This is a genomic window from Nostoc sp. ChiSLP03a, assembly GCF_034531215.2.
Taxonomy (GTDB): domain Bacteria; phylum Cyanobacteriota; class Cyanobacteriia; order Cyanobacteriales; family Nostocaceae; genus Nostoc.
Genome location: NZ_JAVRBQ020000166.1, coordinates 37152 through 60536 on the forward strand (window position 1 = coordinate 37152; position 23385 = coordinate 60536).

9 protein-coding genes are annotated in these 23385 nt (G+C 40.5%); all 9 read left to right on the forward strand.

Annotated elements, in window-relative coordinates; all coding sequences use genetic code 11:
- Nucleotides 1-14: 14 nt before the first annotated feature.
- A complete protein-coding gene (locus tag RMY32_RS28330; RefSeq protein WP_409884186.1) occupies nucleotides 15-6593 on the forward strand; it encodes an SDR family NAD(P)-dependent oxidoreductase in 6579 nt (2192 codons plus the stop codon).
- A complete protein-coding gene (locus tag RMY32_RS28335; protein ID WP_322711391.1) occupies nucleotides 6586-12453 on the forward strand; it encodes a polyketide synthase in 5868 nt (1955 codons plus the stop codon). Before RMY32_RS28330 ends, RMY32_RS28335 begins: the two co-directional genes overlap by 8 nt.
- A 32-nt stretch (nucleotides 12454-12485) precedes the next feature.
- Nucleotides 12486-13349 carry a 3-hydroxyacyl-CoA dehydrogenase family protein gene (locus tag RMY32_RS28340; protein WP_322711392.1) on the forward strand — a complete coding sequence of 288 codons (864 nt, stop codon included), beginning with the start codon at nucleotides 12486-12488 and terminating at the stop codon, nucleotides 13347-13349.
- Between the two features lie 56 nt (nucleotides 13350-13405).
- Complete coding sequence (locus tag RMY32_RS28345) at nucleotides 13406-13651, forward strand: acyl carrier protein (RefSeq protein WP_322711393.1); 246 nt, start codon at nucleotides 13406-13408, stop codon at nucleotides 13649-13651.
- 51 nt (nucleotides 13652-13702) lie between these two features.
- Nucleotides 13703-14887, forward strand: a complete 1185-nt coding sequence (locus tag RMY32_RS28350) for an acyl-CoA dehydrogenase family protein (protein ID WP_322711394.1) — start codon at nucleotides 13703-13705, stop codon at nucleotides 14885-14887.
- Nucleotides 14888-14891: 4 nt separating this feature from the next.
- Nucleotides 14892-15962 (forward strand): HAD-IIIC family phosphatase, encoded by a 1071-nt coding sequence (locus tag RMY32_RS28355; RefSeq protein ID WP_322711395.1) that lies wholly within the window; start codon nucleotides 14892-14894, stop codon nucleotides 15960-15962.
- Between the two features lie 38 nt (nucleotides 15963-16000).
- Nucleotides 16001-20746, forward strand: a complete 4746-nt coding sequence (locus tag RMY32_RS28360) for a non-ribosomal peptide synthetase (RefSeq protein ID WP_322711396.1) — start codon at nucleotides 16001-16003, stop codon at nucleotides 20744-20746.
- Entirely contained in the window at nucleotides 20743-22164 is a 1422-nt protein-coding gene (locus tag RMY32_RS28365) for a condensation domain-containing protein (RefSeq protein ID WP_322711397.1), read from the forward strand. The genes RMY32_RS28360 and RMY32_RS28365 overlap by 4 nt, the downstream gene beginning before the upstream one ends.
- A 108-nt stretch (nucleotides 22165-22272) precedes the next feature.
- The coding region (locus RMY32_RS28370) for a condensation domain-containing protein (protein ID WP_322711398.1) at nucleotides 22273-23385 on the forward strand (1113 nt) is incomplete at its 3' end.

Consider the following 23385-nt stretch of genomic DNA (forward strand, 5'->3'; position numbering starts at 1 on the left):
AGGGCAAAAAACTAATGAGTATCTCAGATACTAATGATTCGATGGAAGCCATAGCCATCATTGGGATGGCAGGGCGTTTTCCCGATGCGAAAAATATTAAAGAGTTTTGGCAAAATTTACAGTCTGGTGTAGAGTCAATTTCTATCTTCACAAATGAAGAAGTAGTCTCTGATGGGATTGAACCTAATATATTAAGCGATCGCAATTATGTAAAAGCCAGTGCCATATTAAAAGATATCGATTTATTTGATGCGTCATTTTTTAGTTTTAATCCCAAAGAAGCAGAAATTACTGACCCCCAACACCGGATTTTTTTAGAGTGTGCTTTAGAAGCATTGGAAAATGCTGGCTATGATTCAAATAGATGTGACAGTCGCATTGGAGTTTACGCTGGTGCTAGCTTAAATAACTATTATTCATTAGATTTAAACCGCGATCGCCTGGGTTCAGCCCAATGCTACCAAACAGTAATTGGTAACGATAAAGATTTCCTTACAACTCGTGTTTCTTATAAATTAAATCTTACCGGCCCAAGTATTACAGTCCAAACAGCTTGCTCCACCTCATTAGTTGCAACCACACTTGCTTGTCAAAGTTTGTTGAATTATCAATGCGACATGGCTTTAGCCGGTGGGGTTTCTATCCACGTACCCCAAAAAACGGGTTATCTGTACGAACCCGGAGGCACATTATCGCCTGATGGTCACTGTCGTGCTTTTGATGCGAAAGCGCAGGGAACAACTATCGGTAATGGTGTAGGAATTGTTGTCCTAAAGCGATTGAGTGATGCTCTAGCAGATGGCGATCGCATCCATGCTGTAATTAAAGGTTCAGCTATTAATAATGATGGTTCTGGTAAAGTTGGCTACACAGCGCCTAGCGTCAATGGTCAAGCAGAGGTGATTGCTGAAGCGATGATGCTGGCGGGAGTTGAGCCTGAGACAATCAATTATATTGAAGCTCATGGTACTGGTACAGCTTTAGGCGATCCGATTGAAATTGCCGCACTTTCTCAAGTCTTTCGTAGCAATACCACCAAAAAAGGCTTTTGTGCCATCGGTTCAGTGAAGACAAACATCGGTCATTTAGACGCGGCGGCTGGAATAGCCGGACTGATTAAAACAGTTTTAGCTCTGAAACATCAGCAGATACCACCCAGTTTAAATTTTGAGCAACCCAATCCCCAAATTGATTTTGCCAACAGCCCTTTTTATGTAAATACAACCCTCACAGAATGGAAAACGGAAAGTACTCCTCGTCGTGCTGGTGTGAGTTCTTTGGGTATTGGTGGGACTAATGCTCATGTCATTTTAGAAGAAGCGCCAGTGCTGGAACCGTCTAGCCCTTCTCGGCCTTGGCAGTTGTTAGTACTTTCTGCCAAAACTAACTCAGCTTTAGAAACTGCAACAGAAAATCTGGCTAATCACCTCCAGCTACATCCCGATGTGAACTTAGCGGATGTTGCCCATACCCTGCAAGTAGGACGTGGTGAATTTAATCATCGTTGCGTGCTGGTGTGCCAAGATATCGAGGATGCAGCCAGCGCCTTACGAGATCCGCAAAGAGTTTTGACTCGTTTAGTTGAAAATAGCGATCGCCCCATTGCTTTCATGTTCCCTGGACAGGGCGCTCAGTATGTAGACATGGGTAAAGAACTTTACCAGACTGAGCCAGTTTTTCAAGAACAAGTCGATTTTTGCTGTCAATTGCTGCAACCACATTTGGGGTTCGATTTGCGATCGCTAATTTATCCGGGCGAGTCTGAATCAAAAACCGCAGCCGAAAAACTGCAACAAACTGACATTACTCAACCTGCATTGTTTGTCATAGAATACGCTTTGGCTCAATTGTGGATGTCGTGGGGGATTTCTCCTCAAGCGATGATTGGTCATAGCATTGGGGAATATGTCGCTGCCTGTTTAGCTGGTGTAATGTCTGTTGAAGATGCCTTAAGACTGGTAGCTGCTCGTGGGCGACTGATGCAACAACTTCCATCTGGTGCGATGCTCTCTGTACCCTTAAAAGAAGCGGAAGTTAGAGGTTTACTGAATGAAAATTTGTCCTTAGCTGCTAGTAATGCACCAGCTTTGTGTGTAGTATCGGGAACTAATGATGCTATCGATGCATTGCAAAACCAGCTTCAAGGGATAGAATGTCGTCGCCTTCATACCTCCCACGCTTTTCATTCTCCGATGATGGAAACCATCTTGGAGCCATTCGAGAAGGAAGTCAGTAAAGTTAGACTAAATCCCCCGAAAATTCCTTTTATTTCCAATGTTACGGGCACTTGGATTACGGCAGAGCAAGCCACAGATCCAAATTATTGGGCGAAACATTTACGCTCCTGTGTTCGCTTCTCGGAGGGAATTTCTGTATTACTGCAAGAGCCAAATCGCATCCTGCTGGAGGTTGGGCCTGGACATACTTTATCTACCTTCGCCAAAAAGCATTCAGAACCGATCGCATTATCTTCATTACGACATCCTCAAGAAAAACACTCAGATGTAGCGTTCTTAATGAACACATTAGGTAAGCTTTGGCTATCTGGAGTAAATGTGGATTGGTCGGGATTTTATGCTCATGAGCGCCGTCATCGTCTTCCCTTACCAACATATCCCTTCGAGCGCCAGCGTTACTGGATTCATGACCAAAAACCAGCACCAACTGTCAAGACAAGTTTACAGACGCCTGTCGCCTCTGTAACGGGTAAAAAGTCAGATATTGCTGACTGGTTCTACGTCCCATCATGGAAACGCTCTCCACTACCCGAAAAACCCAAGAGTGAAAAATCGGTTTTGGCTTGCACTCTGGTGTTTACCGATGAGTGCGGATTGGGTGAAGAATTAGTGAATCGATTGAAACAGCAAGGTCAAGATGCGATCGCACTCACCATCGGATCAAAGTTGAGAAAACTAAGCGATCGCCACTACACCTTAAATCCCCAACAACCAGATGACTATGATGCTTTGCTCAAAGAACTTCTAGCAGAAGACAAATTCCCAAATACAATTGTGCATTTATGGAATGTCACACCTGTTAATAATACAGAATCAGTAGTTGGCACAGAAGATTTAGGATTTTATAGTCTGCTATTTCTCGCTCAGGCACTTGGGAAACATCATTTTAGCGAACAACTGCAAATAGCCGTCATCTCCAACAACATCCAGGAAGTGACTGGAGATGAAATTCTTTGTCCTGAAAAGGCAACTATTCTTGGGCCTGTCAAGGTCATACCAAAAGAGTATTTAAATATCAGTTGTCGCAGCATTGATATTACTACTCCTTCAAATCAATCTTGGCAGCAAGAGAAACTGATAGAACAATTGCTGAGTGAACTACAAACACAATCTTTTGACTCAGTTATCGCCTACCGAGGAAATCATCGTTGGGTACAACAATTTGAACCTGTTTCCTTAAAGCCAGCCTCTACAAAAATACCAAAGCTACAAGAAAAAGGCGTATATTTAATCACTGGTGGATTAGGTGGCATTGGACTGGTTTTAGCAGAGCATCTGGCGAAGACTGTAAAGGCAAAATTACTGCTCACAGGACGTTCATCATTTCCAGCAAAAGACCAATGGTCAGAGTGGCTGAAGGCTCATGGTGAGCAAGATACTATTAGCTGCAAGATTCAAAAACTCCAAGAACTCGAACAGTTGGGTGCAGAAATTTTGGTGGTGAGTGCTGATGTCACCAATCGCGAACAAATGCTTGAGGCGATCGCAAAGGCGCAGAAGCATTTTGGTGAGTTCAATGGTGTGATTCATACTGCTGGAATTCCAGGAGGTGGAATCATTCAGCTAAAAACGGCGGAAATGACAGCAAAGGTTCTAGCTCCGAAAGTGAAAGGAACGCTAGTTATTAATAGTATTTTTCAGGATACTCAGCTAGATTTCTTGGTTTTGTGTTCTTCAATGACTGCCATTCAAGGAGAATTAGGACAGGTAGATTATGCCAGTGCTAATGCTTTTCTGGACGCTTTTGCTCACTATAAGAGTAATCGAGATGGCATATTTACTACATCCATTAACTGGTCTGCTTGGCAGGAAGTTGGTATGGCAGCCACAGCCGCAACCCAGATTATCAAACCTCAATTTCAAGCAGTGAACCATCCATTATTTGAGCAATGCATAGTGGAGAGTTCAGAGCAAGAAATATATATCTCGAAGTTTAGCGTCATCAAACATTGGGTTTTGAATGAACACATAGTCATGGGAAAAGCGACACTTCCAGGAACAGCTTACCTGCAAATGGCTAAGGCTGCTTTTGAAAAGCATAGCGAAAATCGCCCAATAGAAATCAGTGAAATGTATTTCCTCTCGCCCTTAGTGGTAGAAGCTGATGAAGAAAAAGAAGTTCGGACACTGTTGAAAAAACAGGGAGATAAATTTGAATTCTCGATCATCAGTCAATCTAACTCTGAGGGAGATAAATGGTTAGAACATGCTAGAGGAGAAATAGCCTTTATCGAAACAGAATTTACTAATCAATATGACATTGAAGCAATTATAGCCAGATGTAACGAACAGGAAATTACCAATGCAGAAAGGGAAATTAAACTTCAAGGAGGATATATAGAATTTGGCTCTAGATGGAACAACTTCAAACAGGCAAAATTCGGTAGAAATGAAGGTTTAGCTATCCTAGAAATACCTAGCCAATTTGCCAACGATCTTAATTTATATAAATTACATCCGGCTTTACTAGATAATGCCGTTGGTTTTCTGAGCATCAAAGAAAATAGTGCTTACTTACCATTTTCTTATAAAAAATTGACGTTTAGAGAATCTTTACCTGAGAAAGTATACAGTCACATTAGATCCACTAAAAATGACAAATCTCGGAATGATACTCTGAAATTTGATATCACGATTATGGATGAGCAAGGGAGAGAATTGGTTGAGATAGAAGAGTATACTTTGAGAAAAGTAGATGTCATCCCCAAAAAATCTCCTATTTCCGAAAACCAAAACTTTTGTTTACAAATTTCTTCTCCTGGCACTTTAGATACTTTGACATTTCAATCAGGATCGCGACAGCAACCAGGACGAGGAGAGATAGAAATTGAGGTGGCTGCAACTGGTCTTAACTTTAAAGAAGTACTTCTGGCTCTAGGAATGCTTCCTATCCCAACTGATGCCGATCTCAAGTTCGGTTTGGAGTGTGCTGGAAAAATAGTTGCATTAGGAGAAGGCGTTGAGGGATTTGAAATCGGAGACGAAGTGATTGCCTTTGGCGATGGTTGCTTTAGCCGATTCCTCACGACTTCTGCTTTATCAGTTGCACTCAAACCTAAACATTTGAGTTTAGAAGCAGCAGCAACAATTCCCGTAGCCTTTACTACAGCTTACTATTCCCTGATGCAATTGGGTCGGTTGAGTAAAGGCGATCGCGTTCTGATTCATGCTGCGGCTGGTGGAGTTGGCATGGCCGCAGTTCAAATTGCTCAGTGGATAGGAGCAGAAATCTTCGCCACGGCGGGTAATCCAGAGAAGCGAGCGTTTCTGCACTCAATTGGGATTGAGCATGTCTTTGATTCTAGGTCTGTTGCTTTTGCTGAGGAAGTGATGCAACGCACCCATGGCAAAGGTGTAGACGTAGTTTTGAATTCCCTTGCTGGAGAATTCTTGACCAAAAGTCTAGACGTATTAGCACCTTACGGACGCTTCCTAGAAATTGGTAAGCGGGATATTCTCAATAACAGCCAACTAGGTCTAAAAGTCTTTGCAAAATGCTTATCGTTCTTTGCTATTAACGTAGACCGACAACTTCCCAACTTTAGCGACCTGTGGCGCGAAGTAGTACAACATTTCCACCAGAGAAATTTTCAACCCTTGCCTTATCAGGTCTTTGCCATTAATTCCGTGGCTCGTGCTTTTGAAGAGATGGCAAGAGCGAAACATATTGGTAAGATTGTTGTATCTTTGGAAAATCAAGACTCCCTATCTATTGGGGAAAACAAAGACACTAAAGTATCCGTAGCTTTCAGTTCTAGAGAGCCGAAAAAATCTCTCACACCTGCCCAAACGTATCAAAAACAGCTGCTTGAGCAAGGGTTATCACCTGCTGAGGGGATAGAAGCTCTCAACCGGATTCTGGAAAATACGCTTTCCCAAGTTTTAGTCTCAACCCATGATTTCCGACTTCAAATCAAGCCGGATCTCGTGAATTACTCACCCAATCCAGAAGCTACAAACAAAGATAACCTCTTAAAACCAACGTATTCAAGACCAGAACTGAGTACTACTTATATTGCTCCCAGAAACGAAATCGAGCAAAAAATCTCTTCGATCTGGCAAGAACTCCTGGGCAGCGAACAAGTAGGTATCCACGACAACTTCTTTGAGCTAGGTGGCGATTCACTTCTCATGGTACAGGTACGCAGTAAATTGCAGGCGGCTTTAAACTGTGATATCTCCACAGCTGACTTATTTGAATATCCCACCATCAATGTCTTGGCAGGATATCTCAGCCAGACACAAAATCAACAGCCGCCAGCCTTCGAGCAAGCCCAAGAGCGTGCCAAGAGGCAAGAAGCAGCAATTGAAGAAGAAATGGAGCTGATGAAACTCAGGAGGAGAGTGTATGAGTAATCGATTGAAAGGAATAGCCGTAATTGGCATGGCAGGTCGGTTTCCCAAAGCCAAAAATGTGGCTCAGTTTTGGCAGAATTTGTGCAACGGTGTAGAGTCTATTTCACCCTTCAGCGATGAAGAATTAATCGCACAAGGCGTAGATCCAACTTGTTTGCAAGACCCTAACTATGTAAAAGCAGGGTTTGTGCTAGAAGACATCGAGATGTTTGACGCTTCATTCTTTGGCTACTCTCCTAGAGAAGCTGAGATTCTCGACCCACAACAGCGAGTTTTTTTAGAGTGTGCGTGGGAAGCTTTAGAAAATGCTGGTTACGATCCAAAAACAGACAATAACCTGATTGGTGTATATGCTGGGGGCAATCTAAGTACTTACCTGCTGAATAATCTCGCCTCACACCCTGACTTGCTCAAATCCCTGAATATGCAAATTGCCCTTGGCAATGATAAGGATTCTATCTCTACACGAACTTCTTACAAGTTAAATTTAAAAGGGCCGAGTATTAGTGTTGGTACAGCTTGTTCCACTTCCTTAGTAGCTGTTCATCTAGCGTGCCGAGGGTTGCAAAGTTACCAGTGCGATATGGCACTGGCTGGTGGTATCGCGATCCAAACTCCCCAAGTAGAAGGTTATTTCTATCAAACTGGTGGGATGGCTTCTGCTGATGCTCACACTCGCGCTTTTGATGCTAAAGCCCAAGGCGGCCCTTTTGGCAGAGGCGTGGGTATTGTGATCTTAAAGAGATTAGAGGATGCCGTCGCAGATGGCGACTATATTTATGGAGTGATTAAAGGTTCAGCTATTAATAATGATGGTGCGGTAAAAGTCAGCTATACAGCACCGAGCGTTGCAGGTCAAGCAGAAGCGATCGCCCAAGCCCAAGCGATCGCCGACTTTGAACCTGATACCATTACCTACATTGAAACTCATGGTACTGGTACAGCCTTGGGCGATCCAATCGAAATTCGAGCGCTAGAAAAAGTATTTCGTGCCAGAACCAGTAAGAAAGGTTTTTGTGCGATCGGTTCGGTTAAACCTAATGTCAGCCATTTGAATACAGCTGCTGGGGTGACAGGCTTAATTAAAACTGTTTTGGCTTTAAAGCATCAACAAATACCACCCAGCTTGTACTTTGAAGAACCAAATCCCGAAATAGACTTTGCCAACAGCCCTTTTTACGTTAATACCCAACTATCTGCATGGCAAACAAACGGGACACCACGCCGCGCTGGGGTTAGTTCTTTTGGTCTTGGGGGGACTAATGCTCATGTTGTTTTAGAAGAAGCACCTATTGTAGGGCAGGGGAGCAGAGGGGCAGGGGAGCAGGGGAGAAAGTATCAATTGCTGGTAGTTTCTGCCAAAACTGACTCTGCTTTGGAGACGGCGACTACAAATTTGGTTAATCACTTGCAACAGCACCCAGAAATTAACCTTGCAGATGTGGCTTATACATTGCAAGTTGGGCGACATGGTTTGAGTCATCGGCGGACAGTTGTTTGTCAAGATACTGAAGATGCGATCGCAGCTTTCCAAAATCCTAAACGAGTCTTAACTAGCACTCAGGATATGAATGAGCGCCCAGTAGTCTTGATGTTTACTGGTTTGGGAACTCATTATCTCAACATGGGTTCTGAATTATACCAGTTTGAACCAACTTTTAGAGAACACCTCGATCGCTGTTGCTCGTTGTTTGAACCCCTTTTAGGTCTTAATCTCAAAGAAGTTATTTATCCTACTTCCCATTCAACAACCGAAACAACCAAAGAAAAATCGGGTATAGATTTACGCCAAATGCTTGGTCGCGATCGCCAATCACCAGATCCCGCCGCCCAAAAACTAAATCAAACATACCTGACGCAGCCAGCACTGTTTGCCATTGAGTATGCTTTAGCTCAATTATGGATATCCTGGGGCATTCGTCCAGTAGCGATGATTGGTTACAGCATCGGTGAATATACCGCAGCAACAATAGCCGGAGTATTGTCTCTAGAAGATGCGATTACTCTTGTTGCCAAAAGAGCGCAAATGATTCAAGAGTTGCCAGGGGGAGCAATGCTAGCAGTTCCCTTAACAGAAGAAGAAGTGCAACCTTTCTTGAATAAAAACCTTTCCTTATCAGCAGTTAATGGCTCATTTCAGTGTGTGCTTGCGGGAACTACACAGGCTGTAGAGGAATTGGCACGCGAGTTGAGCGCTAAGGGGTTAGCCTGTCGGCAATTGCAGACTTCCCATGCCTTTCATTCTTACATGATGGAGGCGATCACTGACTCTTTCACCGAACTGGTGCAAACTATCAGCCTCAAACCACCGCAAATTCCTTATATATCTAACGTTACCGGAACTTGGATTACAGCAGAGCAAGCCACAAATCCCAGCTATTGGACACAGCATCTATGCCAACCCGTGCGTTTTGCTGATGGAGTAAATCAATTGTGGACAAAATACAGTCCAATTTTCTTAGAGGTGGGGCCAGGACAAGCATTAAGCAGTTTAGCAATGCAATGCTTAGATAATGTTTCTGGCGATCGCAAAGTAATATTATCCTCGCTGCGCTATGCTTATGAGCGCCAGTCAGACGTTGCTTTTATCCTCAACACATTAGGACAACTATGGCTTGAAGGAATTAAGATAGATTGGTCGGGATTCCATACCCATGAGCGCCGATACCGCCTTCCCTTGCCAACATATCCCTTTGAGCGACAAAGATATTGGATTGAACCACAAAAATTATTACCTGCACAAATAAATTCCCAACCCAAGTTAACAGCATCAGAGCTTTGGAAATCTTTAGTAGAAGCTGGTCAACTCCAAGCCAGCATAGGGGCTTCGGAACTTGACGAGCCAATTGCTCAAGAGAAAAGAGAGTGTTTAGATCGTTTATGTATTGCTTATATTAAGCTTACAACAGCACATTTAGGAGCTTTTAGCAATCCCACTAAAAAGTATTCTTTGGAAGAGTTATTTGACCAATGTCAGATTATTCCTTCCTATAGAGAATTGTTCAGTCGATGGCTAGAAATATTGGTAGAGCAAGGTCAGTTAAATCGAGAACAAGGGCTGTTTAGTAACTTTTTACCAATATCAATAGACTTTGTTAATAAGCTTTTGGTAGAAGAAGTCAGAACCAAATGGGCAGACACACCGCAACAAATAGATTTGCTGCAACTGTATGGCGAAAATATGGTAGCTCTACTGACTGGTAAAAAAGAACCATTAGAGTTCCATGTTTCCACCTTATTAAAGTCAGGAGAATTTTCAGTCCAACAATTGCCTGAAAATAAGTACTACAACTCAATCATGCGGGTATGCTTAGAACAAGTGTCAAAAGCACTACCTCCTCAAGTGAATCTCAGAATTCTGGAACTTGGCGCTGGAACTGGCACCGGCACGGCAGAGTTATTACCTATATTGCCATCAGACAAAACTAATTATACCTTCACTGATGTGGGAGGTTTCTTCTTGAATGCAGCTAAGAAGAAATTTAGCGATTATCCATTTATTGAATACCAATTGCTAGACCTTGAGCGATCGCTACAAGAACAAGGATACTCAAGCCACAGCTTTGATGTAATTGTAGCTTTCCAAGTGTTGCACGTTGCTCGAAATATTGGAGAAACTCTCGATCGCATTCGCTCTTTACTCGCTCCTGGAGGTTTGCTTCTTTTTTGGGAAACAACTCAACCACGCTTGGAATTTGAGTTCATTGACGCGCTGCTGATGAATCCGATAGAGGATTTAGAAAGCGATCGTAACATGTGCAATCCCTTTTTATCCAAAGAGCAGTGGCAACAAGAACTCAAATCTCATGGTTTTGTGCAGGTGACAGCTTTCTCAGAATTCGCACCTTTCACAGACCACATAATTGTCGCTCAGGCTACTACACAAACAACCCTCAAAGCACCAGCAGCATTTACAGCATTACTTGAAGCCGACAAAACGCATGAAGTTTCATTTGGCAAAAAGCCCAACATTGCTGACTGGTTCTACATCCCTTCATGGAAACGTTCGCTACCACCACAATCAAACGGTCAGGTCAAACAAGCAGAACGATGGTTAATATTTGTTGATGAGTATGGGTTAGGCGCTCAAATCGTGCAGCGACTCGAACTTGAAGGTCATGATGTCATTACCGTCAGAATTGGAAAACAATTTGAGACTACGAGTGAATCTTCAAGAGAGCATCTGGGTAAGCGTGCATATACAATAGCGCCTCAACAACAAGATGATTACAATACCCTACTCAAAGAACTTCGCGCTCAAGACTTCATACCACAAAGAATTATTCATCTATGGAGTGTAACGCAGTCAGAACTTGGAGACTTTAACCCGACAGAAGGATTCCAAAGTTTATTATTGTTGACACAAGCGCTAGGAAAACAGAATTTTACAAATGAGTTACAGATTGCAATTATCTCCAACAATATGCAAGCTGTAACTGGAGTTGAAAATCTTTGTCCAGAAAAAGCAACACTCCTTGCACTTGTTAAGGTCATCCCACAAGAATATTCAAATATAAAATGTCGTAGTATTGATGTTGCTATTCCCTCACCAGGAAGTTGGCAAGAAGAAAAATTTGTAGAACAACTACTGACGGAACTCCAAACCAATTCCTCTGACTCAGTTATTGCTTACCGTAGTTTGGAACGTTGGGTGCAAACCTTTGAGTCTGTCCAATTAGATGTAAATTTACCCAAAACACCCAGATTCAAGGAAAAAGGAGTCTACTTGATTACAGGTGGACTGGAAGACATAGGACTTGTAGTAGCCGAACATCTAGCAAAGACACTACAGGCAAAGCTGCTGATTTTAGAAGCTGAAGATTTTCCCAATCGACAGGAGTGGGAACAGTGGCTGAAAACTCACAACGCTCAAAATAACATCAGCCGCAAGATTTTCAAAGTGCAAGAACTAGAAAATTTGGGTGCAGAAGTCTTAATCGAAAGCGCTGATGTGGTAAATTTAATACAAAACAAGTTTAGTCAAATAAATGGGGTATTCCACACAACTAAAATACCCGCAGATAAGTTATTTAACCCTATCGTAGAGATAGACCCAAGAAAGTGTCAACAGCAACTTCAGCAAGAAATACAAAGACTCTTAGTATTAGAAGAAGTTTTGCAGTCTCAAAACCTTGATTTTTGTCTATTAATGTCTTCCTTAACCTCAGTTTTAGGAGGATTAGGCTCTGTTACCTACTCAGCAGCCAGTCTATTCATGGATGCTTTTGCTTCCCAGCACAATCAGATAAATCCTGTTCCTTGGATGAGCATTAACTGGGATGCGTGGCGATTTGCAGTAGACAATTCACAAATACCTGCTAATACAACTTTGGCTGAATTCGCCATCGAACCTTTAGAAGGTATTAATGCCCTTGAACGGATTATTTTATGGAGTCAATATCATCAAATAGTTGTTTCAACTGGGAATTTACAATCTAGAATTGACCAATGGATTAGATTAAAACCTTTACAACAAAAAAATACTGCCCAAACAGTTAATTTATCTTCTCGTCACTCTAGACCAAACTTAAAAAATGCATACATTGCTCCTAGTAATGACGTAGAGCAAAAACTAGTTGAAGTTTTTCAAGAGTTACTGGGTATAGAGCCAGTAGGTATTCATGACAGCTTTTTTGCTTTAGGGGGAGACTCTCTGACGGGAACTGTACTTATTTCTCAGCTTCGCAAAACTTTTCAAATAGAACTACCTGTTCGTTCTCTTTTTGAAGCTCCCACTATTGATGAATTAGCTTTGGTGATTGAAGAAATTCTCATAGAAGAGTTAGAACAATTATCTAGAAACGAAACAAGTGTAACTGGAGAGATTAACAAAACTCTTAATGTGCAATTGTCAAACTAGATCGAAAAAGTTAGTCATTGCAGGATAAAATTATGAAAATTCAAACTGTCGGTGTTGTCGGAGCAGGTGTGATGGGAATTGGGTTAGCCCAAAGTCTCGCCCAGAGCGGTCATCACGTAATTTTAGTAGATATTTCCGAAGAGATTTTGTCAGCTGCTAACAAACAAATCAGAAATAATATCCGTTTTCAAGGTTTTTTCAATAAAAATGAAAAAGTAGACAATCCTGATACCACTCTTCAAAGAATTAAATTTTCTACAAACTATAAATTTCTTGAAGATACAGAATTTGTGATTGAAAATGTCACCGAAAAGTGGGATATTAAAGAGGGAGTATACGCACAACTTGATGCGATTTGTCCAGAACAAACTATATTTGCAGCTAATACATCTGCTATTCCCATTACTCGCATTGCTTCATTAACTAAGCGTGCTGATAAAGTGATTGGTATGCATTTCATGAACCCGGTTCCCATGAAGCCGATGGTTGAAATGATTCGCGGGTATCACACATCTGATGAAACAATCTCAACAGCGAAAGAATTACTGGCTCAGATGGGTAAGGAAAGCATCCTCGTCAATGATGCGCCAGGTTTTGTTTCTAATCGAGTTCTCATGTTGATGATTAATGAAGCAATTTTCTTGCTACAAGACCAAGTTGCTTCAGTGGAAGAAGTGGATAGAATTTTTAAAAGTTGTTTTGGGCACAAGATGGGCCCTCTAGAAACTGCTGACTTAATTGGATTGGATACGATTCTTTTTTCTATCGAAGTTTTGTATGAAAGTTTCAACGACAGCAAATATAGGCCCTGTCAATTACTGAAAAAAATGGTAAATGCCGGGTTATTTGGTCGCAAGAGTGGGCAAGGTTTTTATACTTACAATGGAGCAATTTGAAATTGGATATGAAAACAAAGTCCTTAGCCATTCTGTAAATCAAGGCAAATTGAAAAATGTCAGAAATACAAGTAAAAATTAGAGAATTTTTATCCCGATTTTTCCGAAATCATGATTTGCAGTTAGATGAAGATATATTTGCCCTTGGTTTTGTCAATTCCATGTTTGCTATGCAACTTGTCTTATTTATAGAGCAAGCATTTCAAATTACTATTGACAATGAAGACCTGGAACTTGATAACTTCAGAACTATAAATTCTATGATTCGTTTAGTTGAACGGAAAACAACTTTAGTCGCATAAAAATGAAGAAATATAACAATTACCATCCTTTCCACCAAACAAGTAATCATCATGAAAATTGAGTTGACATCTCAACAAAAAGATGATAAATCTAAGTTTAGAGGTTTCGTAAACGAAGAAATTATACCTCATGCAAATTCCTTCGACCAAGAAGAGTATACCTCTTCAAAAGTTATAGAAAAGTTTGCTCATCAAGGATATTTGGGTGCAGTATTACCTGAAGAATTTGGTGGCAAAAGTATGGATATTATTACCTATGGTCTTCTTAATGAAGAAGTTGGACGAGGATGTTCTTCTTTACGGAGTTTGCTCACAGTTCACAGTATGGTTTCTTATGCTCTTTGTCGATGGGGTAATAAGTCTCAAAAAGAGTATTGGCTGCCAAAATTAGCATCTGGTGAAGTTATAGCTGCTTTCGCCTTAAGTGAACCAAACGTAGGTAGCGATGCCAAAAGTATAGAAACCACAGCAACACTTTCTGGTGACTCTTATGTTTTAAATGGAAATAAAAAATGGATTACTTACGGGCAAATTGCAGATGTATTTTTGGTATTTGCCCAATGTTCGGGTAAACCTTCTGCTTTTTTAGTTGAAAAGAATAGTCCAGGATTTTCAATACAACCTATTTCTGGAATATTAGGTGTTCGGGCTTCAATGCTTGCTCAATTAAACTTTCTAGATTGTCGAATTCCTAAAGAAAACCTGGTAGGCAGATTGGGTTTTGGTTTCTCTTATATAGCTTCTTCTGCATTAGATTATGGAAGATATAGTGTGGCATGGGGTTCTGTAGGTATTGCTCAAGCCTGCCTAGAAGACTGCATTCATTACACGAGTGAACGAAAACAGTTTGATGTTTATTTGAAAGAACACCAATTAATTCGGCAAATGATTACCGAGATGATAGTCAATGTGAAAGCAGCAAGATTACTATGCTATCAAGCTGGCTATCTCAAAGAAATTGGCGATCCCAATTCCATCACAGAGACTTCAATCGCCAAATATTTTGCATCTACAACAGCAACTAAAGTCGCAAATGATGCCGTACAAATTCACGGCGCTAATGGTTGTACTAATGAATATTCGGTTGCTAGATATTTCCGAGATGCCAAAATTATGGAAATCATTGAAGGAAGTACACAAATACAACAGATTACCATCGCTGATTACGGTTATCAAGAGTACATATCAAAACCTGCTTCCACTGTCAATTCTCAAAACTTACTGGCAATGATGTGAGAATATGATTAGCACAAACACTGAAATTTTAAGCGATAAACAAGTCGATAAAAAAACTATCAAATGCGTAGTTTGGGATTTAGATAACACGCTTTGGGATGGTGTTTTGTTAGAGGATGACTGTGTTTACCTGTTCCCCGATAGAATCGATATTATCAAAACATTAGATAGTCGAGGTATTTTGCAGTCTATTGCCAGTAAAAATGACTATGCCAGAGCAATGGAAAAAATCCAGGAGTTTGGGCTATACGAATATTTTCTCTATCCCCAAATCAATTGGAATTCAAAATCGAGTTCTATTCAAGAAATTGCTAAGTCGCTCAATATTGGTATCAATGTATTTGCCTTTATCGATGACCAGTTATTTGAACTTGAAGAAGTCAATTTCTCTCTTGCTGAAGTACATTGTATTAATGTAACTGATTTAACGGATATCTTAGATAAACCAGAAATGAATCCTCGTTTTATTACAGAGGATTCAAAACTGAGAAGATTAATGTATATTAGTGATATTGAACGAAATAATTCGGAAAAAGAATTTATTGGTACTCAAGACGAGTTTTTAGCTACACTAAATATGACTTTTACTATTTCTGACGCTCAAGAAGATGATTTACAAAGAGCCGAAGAGTTAACATTAAGAACTAATCAATTAAATACAACTGGTTATACATACTCCTATGATGAACTGAATCATTTCCGAAAATCAAATCAACATAAAATACTAATTGCTAGTTTAGAAGATAAATACGGCAGTTATGGAAAAATTGGGCTAGCTCTTGTAGAATGTGCGGAGGTTGTATGGACTCTGAAGCTTTTGCTGATGTCTTGTCGGGTTATGTCCAGAGGTGTCGGCACAATTATGCTAAATCATATTATGACATTAGCTAAGAATAATAATGTTCGTTTGCGGGCTGAGTTTGTTTCAAATAATCGTAATCGAATGATGTATATATCTTATAAATTTGCAGGTTTTCATGAGATTGAAAAAAATGGAGATTTGGAGATTTTAGAAAACGATCTAACGCAAATACAGCCTATTCCTGAATATGTCAAGGTCAAAATTATGGATTAGAAGGTACTGCTAGTTATCGTAGTTTGATAGGGGGGATTATGGAAACAAGAAAAGATGAAATTTTAAAACGACGGTCAAAGCTTTCACTCGCTCAACAGGAGCTTCTCACAAAGCGATTGCGCGGTGAAGTTGACTCTCGCTCTCAATTAGAGGTTATTCCCAAACGTGCTCAAATAAGTCCTGCTCCCCTATCCTTTTCTCAACAACGGCTGTGGTTTCTTCAACAGTTAGATATCGACAATCCTTACTACAGCGAACTAGCGTGCGTACAGTTGTTAGGTACGCTTAACGTGGATGCGTTAGAGCGAAGTCTCAATGAGATTGTGCGGCGCCATGAAGCGTTACGTACTACTTTTGAGATGCTTGAGGAAGAAGCAATTCAAATTATTCATCCTGCTGTAACTGTGACGCTGCCAGTGGTGAATTTGCTCTCGATGTCAGAAGTGAAACGACAAGAACAAGTTGAACGGTTAACAACAGAGATAGCTCAAAAACCTTTTAATTTAGTGACTGGCCCGTTGCTGCGAGTCATGTTGCTACAAACAGGTGCCGAAGAATACTTGCTGCTATTCACGATCCACCACATTGCCGTTGATGGTTGGTCTATAGGAGTGCTGATTCGTGAATTAGCAGGACTCTATGAAGCTTTTTCCATCGACAAAGCATCTCCCCTGCCTGATATCTCTATTCAATACGCAGACTTTGCTATTTGGCAGCGTCAGTGGTTACAAGGGGAATTACAAAAGACGCAACTTGATTATTGGAAGCAACAGTTGGCAGATGCTTCAACTTTAGCTTTGCCCACAGATCGCCCACGGCCACCAGTCCAAAGCTTCCGAGGCGCAATTGCTTCTTTTGAGCTATCAGCGAGCCTAACTGATATGCTCAGATCCTTGAGCAATCAGGAAGGAGTAACCTTGTTTATGACGCTACTGGGAGCATTTCAAGCTTTACTGTACCGTTACACAGGGCAAGAAGATATCTGCGTTGGCTCCCCAATTGCTAACCGCAACCAAAGTGAGATTCAAGGGCTGATTGGTTTTTTTGTAAATACCCTGGTGCTGCGGACTCATCTTTCTGGTAATCCAAGTTTTTTAGAATTGTTGAATAGAGTGCGCGAGGTATGCGTGGGTGCATACGCTCATGCAGATATACCTTTTGAGCAATTGGTGGAAAAACTTCAGCCAGATAGAAATCTCAGTCAGATGCCCTTGTTTCAAGTAATGTTTGCTTGGCAGGAAGACACTCAAAAGCAACTGACACTACCTGGTTTGACTCTAAATTGGCTCCCGACGCATGGCCAGACTGCCAGATTTGATTTAACCTTGCACATAGTGAATGCAGAGTCAGAATTGAAGGGGTGCTTAGAATATAATACCGACTTGTTTGATGCTGAAACCATTACTCGGATAGTAGAGCATTTTTGTACTTTGCTAGAAGGGATTGTTGCAAATCCACAAGCAAGATTATCTGACTTACCACTATTAACGGCTGAGGAGTTACATCAGCAGCTAGTGGAGTGGAATAACACTCAGGTTGAATATCCTCAACAACAATGTATTCATCAGTTGTTTGAAGCGCAAGTAGAACGCACGCCTGATGCAGTAGCAGTAGTATTTGAGGATAAACAATTAACCTACTACGAACTGAATGCTAGAGCAAATCAACTAGCGCACTATCTGAAAAAGCTGGGCGTGGAACCAGAGGTATTAGTCGGGATTTGTGTGGAGCGATCGCTTGATATGGTCATCGGAATATTAGCCATCCTCAAAGCGGGTGGTGCTTATGTACCGCTAGATCCGATGTACCCACCGGAACGTTTGGCCTTCATGCTAGAAAATGCCGACATATTCGTTTTGTTGACTCATAAACGGCTAGCAGAACGGTTATCGAAGTACAAAGGGGATGTGATTTGTTTCGACGCTGATTCCCAAGCCATTGCCAAACATTGCCCAGAAAATCAAGTCAGTGGTGTCACACCAGACAATTTAATGTATGTGATCTACACCTCTGGGTCAACAGGTAAACCCAAGGGTGCAGGAGTCTATCAGCGAAGCTTTGCAAACCTCATGAATTGGTTTGTAATGGAATTCGATTTTACCTCCAATGACCGTGTTTTACTCATATCTTCTTTGAGTTTTGATTTGACGCAGAAGAATATTTATGCTCCTTTACTCGTTGGAGGTGAGTTGCACATTTTATCATCTGGATGCTATGACGCTGCACAAATCGCTGAGTCCGTTTGTAACAAACAAGTGACGTGGCTCAACTGCACTCCGAGCGCCTTTTATCCATTGATAGATCAAGGTGATAAAAGCTTGTGTATGAAAAAGACATTGAAGTATGTATTTTTGGGTGGTGAACCGATTTCAATATCTAGGCTCAAGGTATGGCTCGACTCTATTCCCTGCGAAACACAAATTGTCAACACTTACGGCCCGACCGAATGTACAGACATCTGTGCCGCTTATCGGGTTGCTCAACCAGAACAATGGCTAGAAAAATTAGTACCGATTGGGAAACCGATCCATAATGCAAAAGTATACATATTAGATGAAAACCTCAAGCCTTTGCCTGTGGGTATGGTCGGCGAACTATATGTTGGTGGTGAAGGAGTCGGACGAGGCTATATCAATAATATTGATCTGACTTTAGGTAAGTTTGTTTCCGATCCTTTCAGCAACAAGCCGGGCGCACGCCTATACAAGAGCGGGGATCTTGCTCGTTATTTAGCAGATGGTAATATCGATTACCTTGGACGTATCGATCACCAAGTAAAAATACGCGGTTTTCGCATTGAACTTGGCGAAATTGAAGTAGCTATCAACCAATACCCAGCAGTAAAAGAAACTGTAGTTGTAGTCAGCGAAGAATCGGTAAATTCTAAACGTTTAGTCGCGTATGTAGTTCCTCAAAAAGAGCAAACACTGGCAATTTTTGAACTACGTAGCTTTTTAGAGTCAAAGTTGCCACCTTACATGGTACCATCTGCTTTTGTCAGCCTAGAAGCGTTACCATTAACACCTAATGGTAAGGTTGATCGTAAGGCACTACCTGTACCTGATACAGCAAGACCTGAATTAGGCAAAGAGCTAGTAGCACCTCGTAATTTCTTAGAAGCCAAGCTGGCTGAAATTTGGGCAGAAGTGCTTGGTATGGATAAAGTGGGTATTTTCGATAACTTTTTTGAGTTAGGTGGTGATTCTATCCTTGCCATTGTAGTTATCACCAAAGCCAACGAGGCTGGTCTACAACTGGCAGTTAAACAGTTATTTCAACATCAAACAGTTGCTGGTTTGGCAAGTGTGGCAGTTGCGAAAAAGGTAAAACAAGCTGAACAAGGACTGATTACAGGTTTAGCTTCTCTAACACCAATACAATACTGGTTTTTTGAACAGAATCTACTCGAACCCCACCACTGGAACCAAGCAGTCTTACTAGAAGTTAAACAAGTTCTTGACCTAGCTGTATTAGAAAAATCGGTAGAGCAACTGCTGTTACACCATGATGCTCTCCGCTTACGCTTTGAACAAACAGAGTCTAGCTGGCAGCAGATTATAGCCAGCCCTGATGCAGAAATACCCTGGATACACTTGGATTTCTCTGCCCTATCAGCAAGCGAACAAGAACTAGCCATCGAAACAGCTGCTACCAAATTACAAGCCAGTCTTAATCTCTCAACAGGCCCATTGATACGAGTTGCTCTGTTTGACTTAGGGCAGCAACCAAGCCATTTGCTGATAGTCATTCACCATTTAGCGGTAGATGGCGTTTCTTGGCGGATTTTACTGGAGGACTTGGAAACAGCATACCAACAGATGAACCAAGGCAAGAAAGCGCAACTGCCAGTAAAGACAACTTCGTTTAAATACTGGTCGGAATGTCTACAGAAATATGCACAATCAGCTACTCTCCAGCAAGAATGGGACTATTGGCTGAGAGAGTCTTGGCAAAAAATTGCTCCTTTGCCAGTCGATTTTGCTGACGGCGACAATACAGTGGCTTCGGCTCAGAACATCTCAATTTTTTTGGCACAGGAACAGACTCAAGTATTGCTAAAAGAAGTACCAAAAGCTTACAATACACAAATTAACGATGTCTTGCTCACGGCACTAGTACAAGCTTTTTCTGAATGGACTGGCAATAATTCTCTATTACTAGCTCTGGAAGGTCATGGACGGGAAGAGATTTTTGATAATGTCGATTTGTCGCGCACAGTAGGTTGGTTTACATCTATTTTTCCTGTGCTGTTAGATTTGGGAAAAATCTCTCATCCCGTAGAGGCTTTGAAATCGATCAAAGAGCAGCTGCGGAGCATTCCAAATAAGGGGATGGGCTATGGTGTCCTACGTTACCTTAGTAAGGATACTGCCAGAGTAGAGTTACTGCGATCGCTTCCACAAGCTGAGGTGGTCTTCAATTATTTAGGTCAGTTCGATCAAACATTTTCCGACTCATCAATATTTAAAATCTCTCAAGGTTCCCAAGGACAAACGCGCAGCCTTTGCAACCGCGAGACCTATATGCTCAATATCAACGCTTTGGTAGTTAATAACCAGTTGAGAGTGGATTGGACGTACAGCGAAAAAATACATCGACGAAGCACTATTGAACGATTAGCACAAGGGTTTGTAGAAGCGTTGCAAATACTTATGACTCATTGTCATTCTCGTGAAGTCGGAGGATATACACCTTCTGACTTTCCAGAAGCAGACTTCAATCAACAAGACCTCGATCTGTTTTTAGAGAAAATCAACCGAGGGAGTAAAAATAAAACACTATGAAAGAAGATATTCAAGACATATACCCACTATCTCCAATACAGCATGGTATGCTGTTTCACGGTTTGCACACTCCAGAAATGGGACTATACCATTCACAGTTTGTCTACACTTTTAGTGGCAATCTGAACGTTGCTGCTTTTAAATACGCTTGGCAGCAAGTAGCAACCCGGCACACAATCTTGCGTACCAGCTTTTATTGGGAAGAATTGGATAAACCATTACAAGTTGTGCATCGGCAAGTAGAAGTACCTGTAGAGTACCAGGATTGGCAGGAACTCGATCGATTGGAACAACAAGAGCGTTTAAAGTCTTTTCTCGACAGCGATCGCTTGCGGCGGTTTGATTTTTCCCAAGCACCTCTAATGCGTGTGGCTGTAATCCAGATTCAAGAAGATGTTTACTATCTTGTTTGGAGTAGCAACCTAATTATTCTCGATGGTTGGTCATATCCATTGGTATTAAATGATGTGATTGAAATTTATGAAGCATATTGTCGGGGTCAAGATGCACCCTTAACATACGGCAGTTGTTTTAAAGACTACATTAAATGGTTGAAACAGCAGGATTTATCCAAAGCAGAGGAATTTTGGCGACAGCAACTCAATGAAGTAAAAGAGCCTACTCCCCTAACTAACCTATACTCAAACAACTTGTCCAATCTAGAAGAACGCTATGAGGATATACAAATCAGTCTATCGGAAGCAACTACAAAAAATCTAGATTCATTAGCAAGACAGCATCACCTGACTATGAATACAATAGTTCAGGGAGTTTGGGCCATACTCCTTAGTTACTATAGTGGTAAAAATGATGTAACTTATGGCTGTACTACTTCTGGTCGTCCAGTAGATTTAGAGCGATCGGAGTCAATGGTAGGGGAAATGGTTAATACCTTACCAGTCCACATAAAGATAGATTTGGACGAGTATTTATTACCTTGGCTTCAGCAATTACAAACTCAATTGATAGAAGTTCGAGAGTATGAGTATTCTCCACTGGTAGATATTCAAAAGTGCAGTAAAGTGCTGGGTAATGTGCCTTTGTTTGAGAGCTTTGTGGTGTTCGAGAACCAAAAAACAGGCAAGTTTCTGCAAGAATGGGGAAGTCTAAATATTTCTGAGCAAACTAGCTATTACAAAACAAACTATCCTCTAAATATAGTTGGATATCCTGGCTCAGAACTGACGATTGGAATTAATTATGATTTTCGCCGTTTTGATGCGGCAACAATAACTAATATATTGGAGCATTTCAAAATATTACTCGAAGGCATAGTAACGAATCCTAAAGTGCGTCTTCAGGAGTTATTGTTGCTTACAGAGCAAAAACCCCATATTGAATTGTTAATTTTAGAAAAAGAAATGTCATTAGATTTAGATTCTATCTTGAGTACTTCAACAGGCAATCAAATACTTTAAACTCGAAAAATGTTTTGTAATCAGGTAATTTAATTTTTATTTGTTATAAGAAGCTGGTTGCAAATATTAACTTTATATATTTATTTTATTATCTCCAAGGAAATAAGCATGAATACACATTTAAAATCTAATGACTTATTATCTCAAAAAATTTATTGGATAAATAAACTATCGGGAGAATTACCTGAAACAAATCTGATGTTAGACTATGTAAGACCTTTATTTTATAGCGGTAGAAACAAATCTATTAGTTTTGATTTATCAAATGATTCATCTCAATCAATCATTAAGCTAGCTCAAGGTTCTTACTTTTCAATGTACTGGATACTGGTATCTGCATTGAATATATTGCTGCAAAAGTATACTCGAAACAATGATATTATTATTGGAATACCAATATATGATAAAATTTTTCTAAATGAGGTAAATAACAAAGTTATTCCATTGCATACTCAGATAAAACCTCATCTGTCATTCAAAGATTTTCTTTTTCAAGTAAAAGATTCAATCATTAATGCTTACAACAATCAAAACTGTAATTTTGATGAATTAATCCAGTTGTTGAATATATCAAAAAATCCTAATCGCCATCCATTTTTTGACATAGTAGTTTGTTTAGAAAATATTCATAATAAAAGTATTTTAAATCAACTAAATAATGATATTACAATTTTTTTTAAAGTTGATTGTGGAAGTCTCAGTGCTGACATAGAGTATAAAGAACATTTGTTTCAAGATGAAAGTATAAAATTTATGAGTAGATATTATATTAATATTCTTGAAAGCTGTATTAATGAAGTAAATACGAAAATATCAGAGATTGTTTTATTAAAAGACTTCGATCGACACCAGATATTAATGGAGTTTAATAATCAAACTAAACAGTATCCTGTTACCCAGACAATAAATCAACTATTTGAAACCCAAGTATCTCAGACTCCAAACAATATAGCCGTCATTCATCAACAAACTCAGCTTACGTATCAAGAGCTAAATCATCAAGCGAATCAGCTAGCTGAATTGTTGCGAAAATTAGGAGTCTGTAAAGGAGAGTTTGTAGGAATTTTCAAAGACCGCGACATTAACTTTCTCATTGCTATTCTTGCTATATATAAGGCAGGTGGTGCATATATACCTATTGATAGTACTTACCCACCAAATCGAATTAAATATATGCTATCTAATAGCGAAGTGAAGTTCTTATTAACAGATTATTCGCTA

Coding starts and splice junctions, on each gene's coding strand:
- RMY32_RS28330 (WP_409884186.1), top strand. CDS start 15: ATGAGTATCTCAGATACTAATGATTCGATGGAAGCCATAGCCATCATT.
- RMY32_RS28335 (WP_322711391.1), top strand. CDS start 6,586: ATGAGTAATCGATTGAAAGGAATAGCCGTAATTGGCATGGCAGGTCGG.
- RMY32_RS28340 (WP_322711392.1), top strand. CDS start 12,486: ATGAAAATTCAAACTGTCGGTGTTGTCGGAGCAGGTGTGATGGGAATT.
- RMY32_RS28345 (WP_322711393.1), top strand. CDS start 13,406: ATGTCAGAAATACAAGTAAAAATTAGAGAATTTTTATCCCGATTTTTC.
- RMY32_RS28350 (WP_322711394.1), top strand. CDS start 13,703: ATGAAAATTGAGTTGACATCTCAACAAAAAGATGATAAATCTAAGTTT.
- RMY32_RS28355 (WP_322711395.1), top strand. CDS start 14,892: ATGATTAGCACAAACACTGAAATTTTAAGCGATAAACAAGTCGATAAA.
- RMY32_RS28360 (WP_322711396.1), top strand. CDS start 16,001: ATGGAAACAAGAAAAGATGAAATTTTAAAACGACGGTCAAAGCTTTCA.
- RMY32_RS28365 (WP_322711397.1), top strand. CDS start 20,743: ATGAAAGAAGATATTCAAGACATATACCCACTATCTCCAATACAGCAT.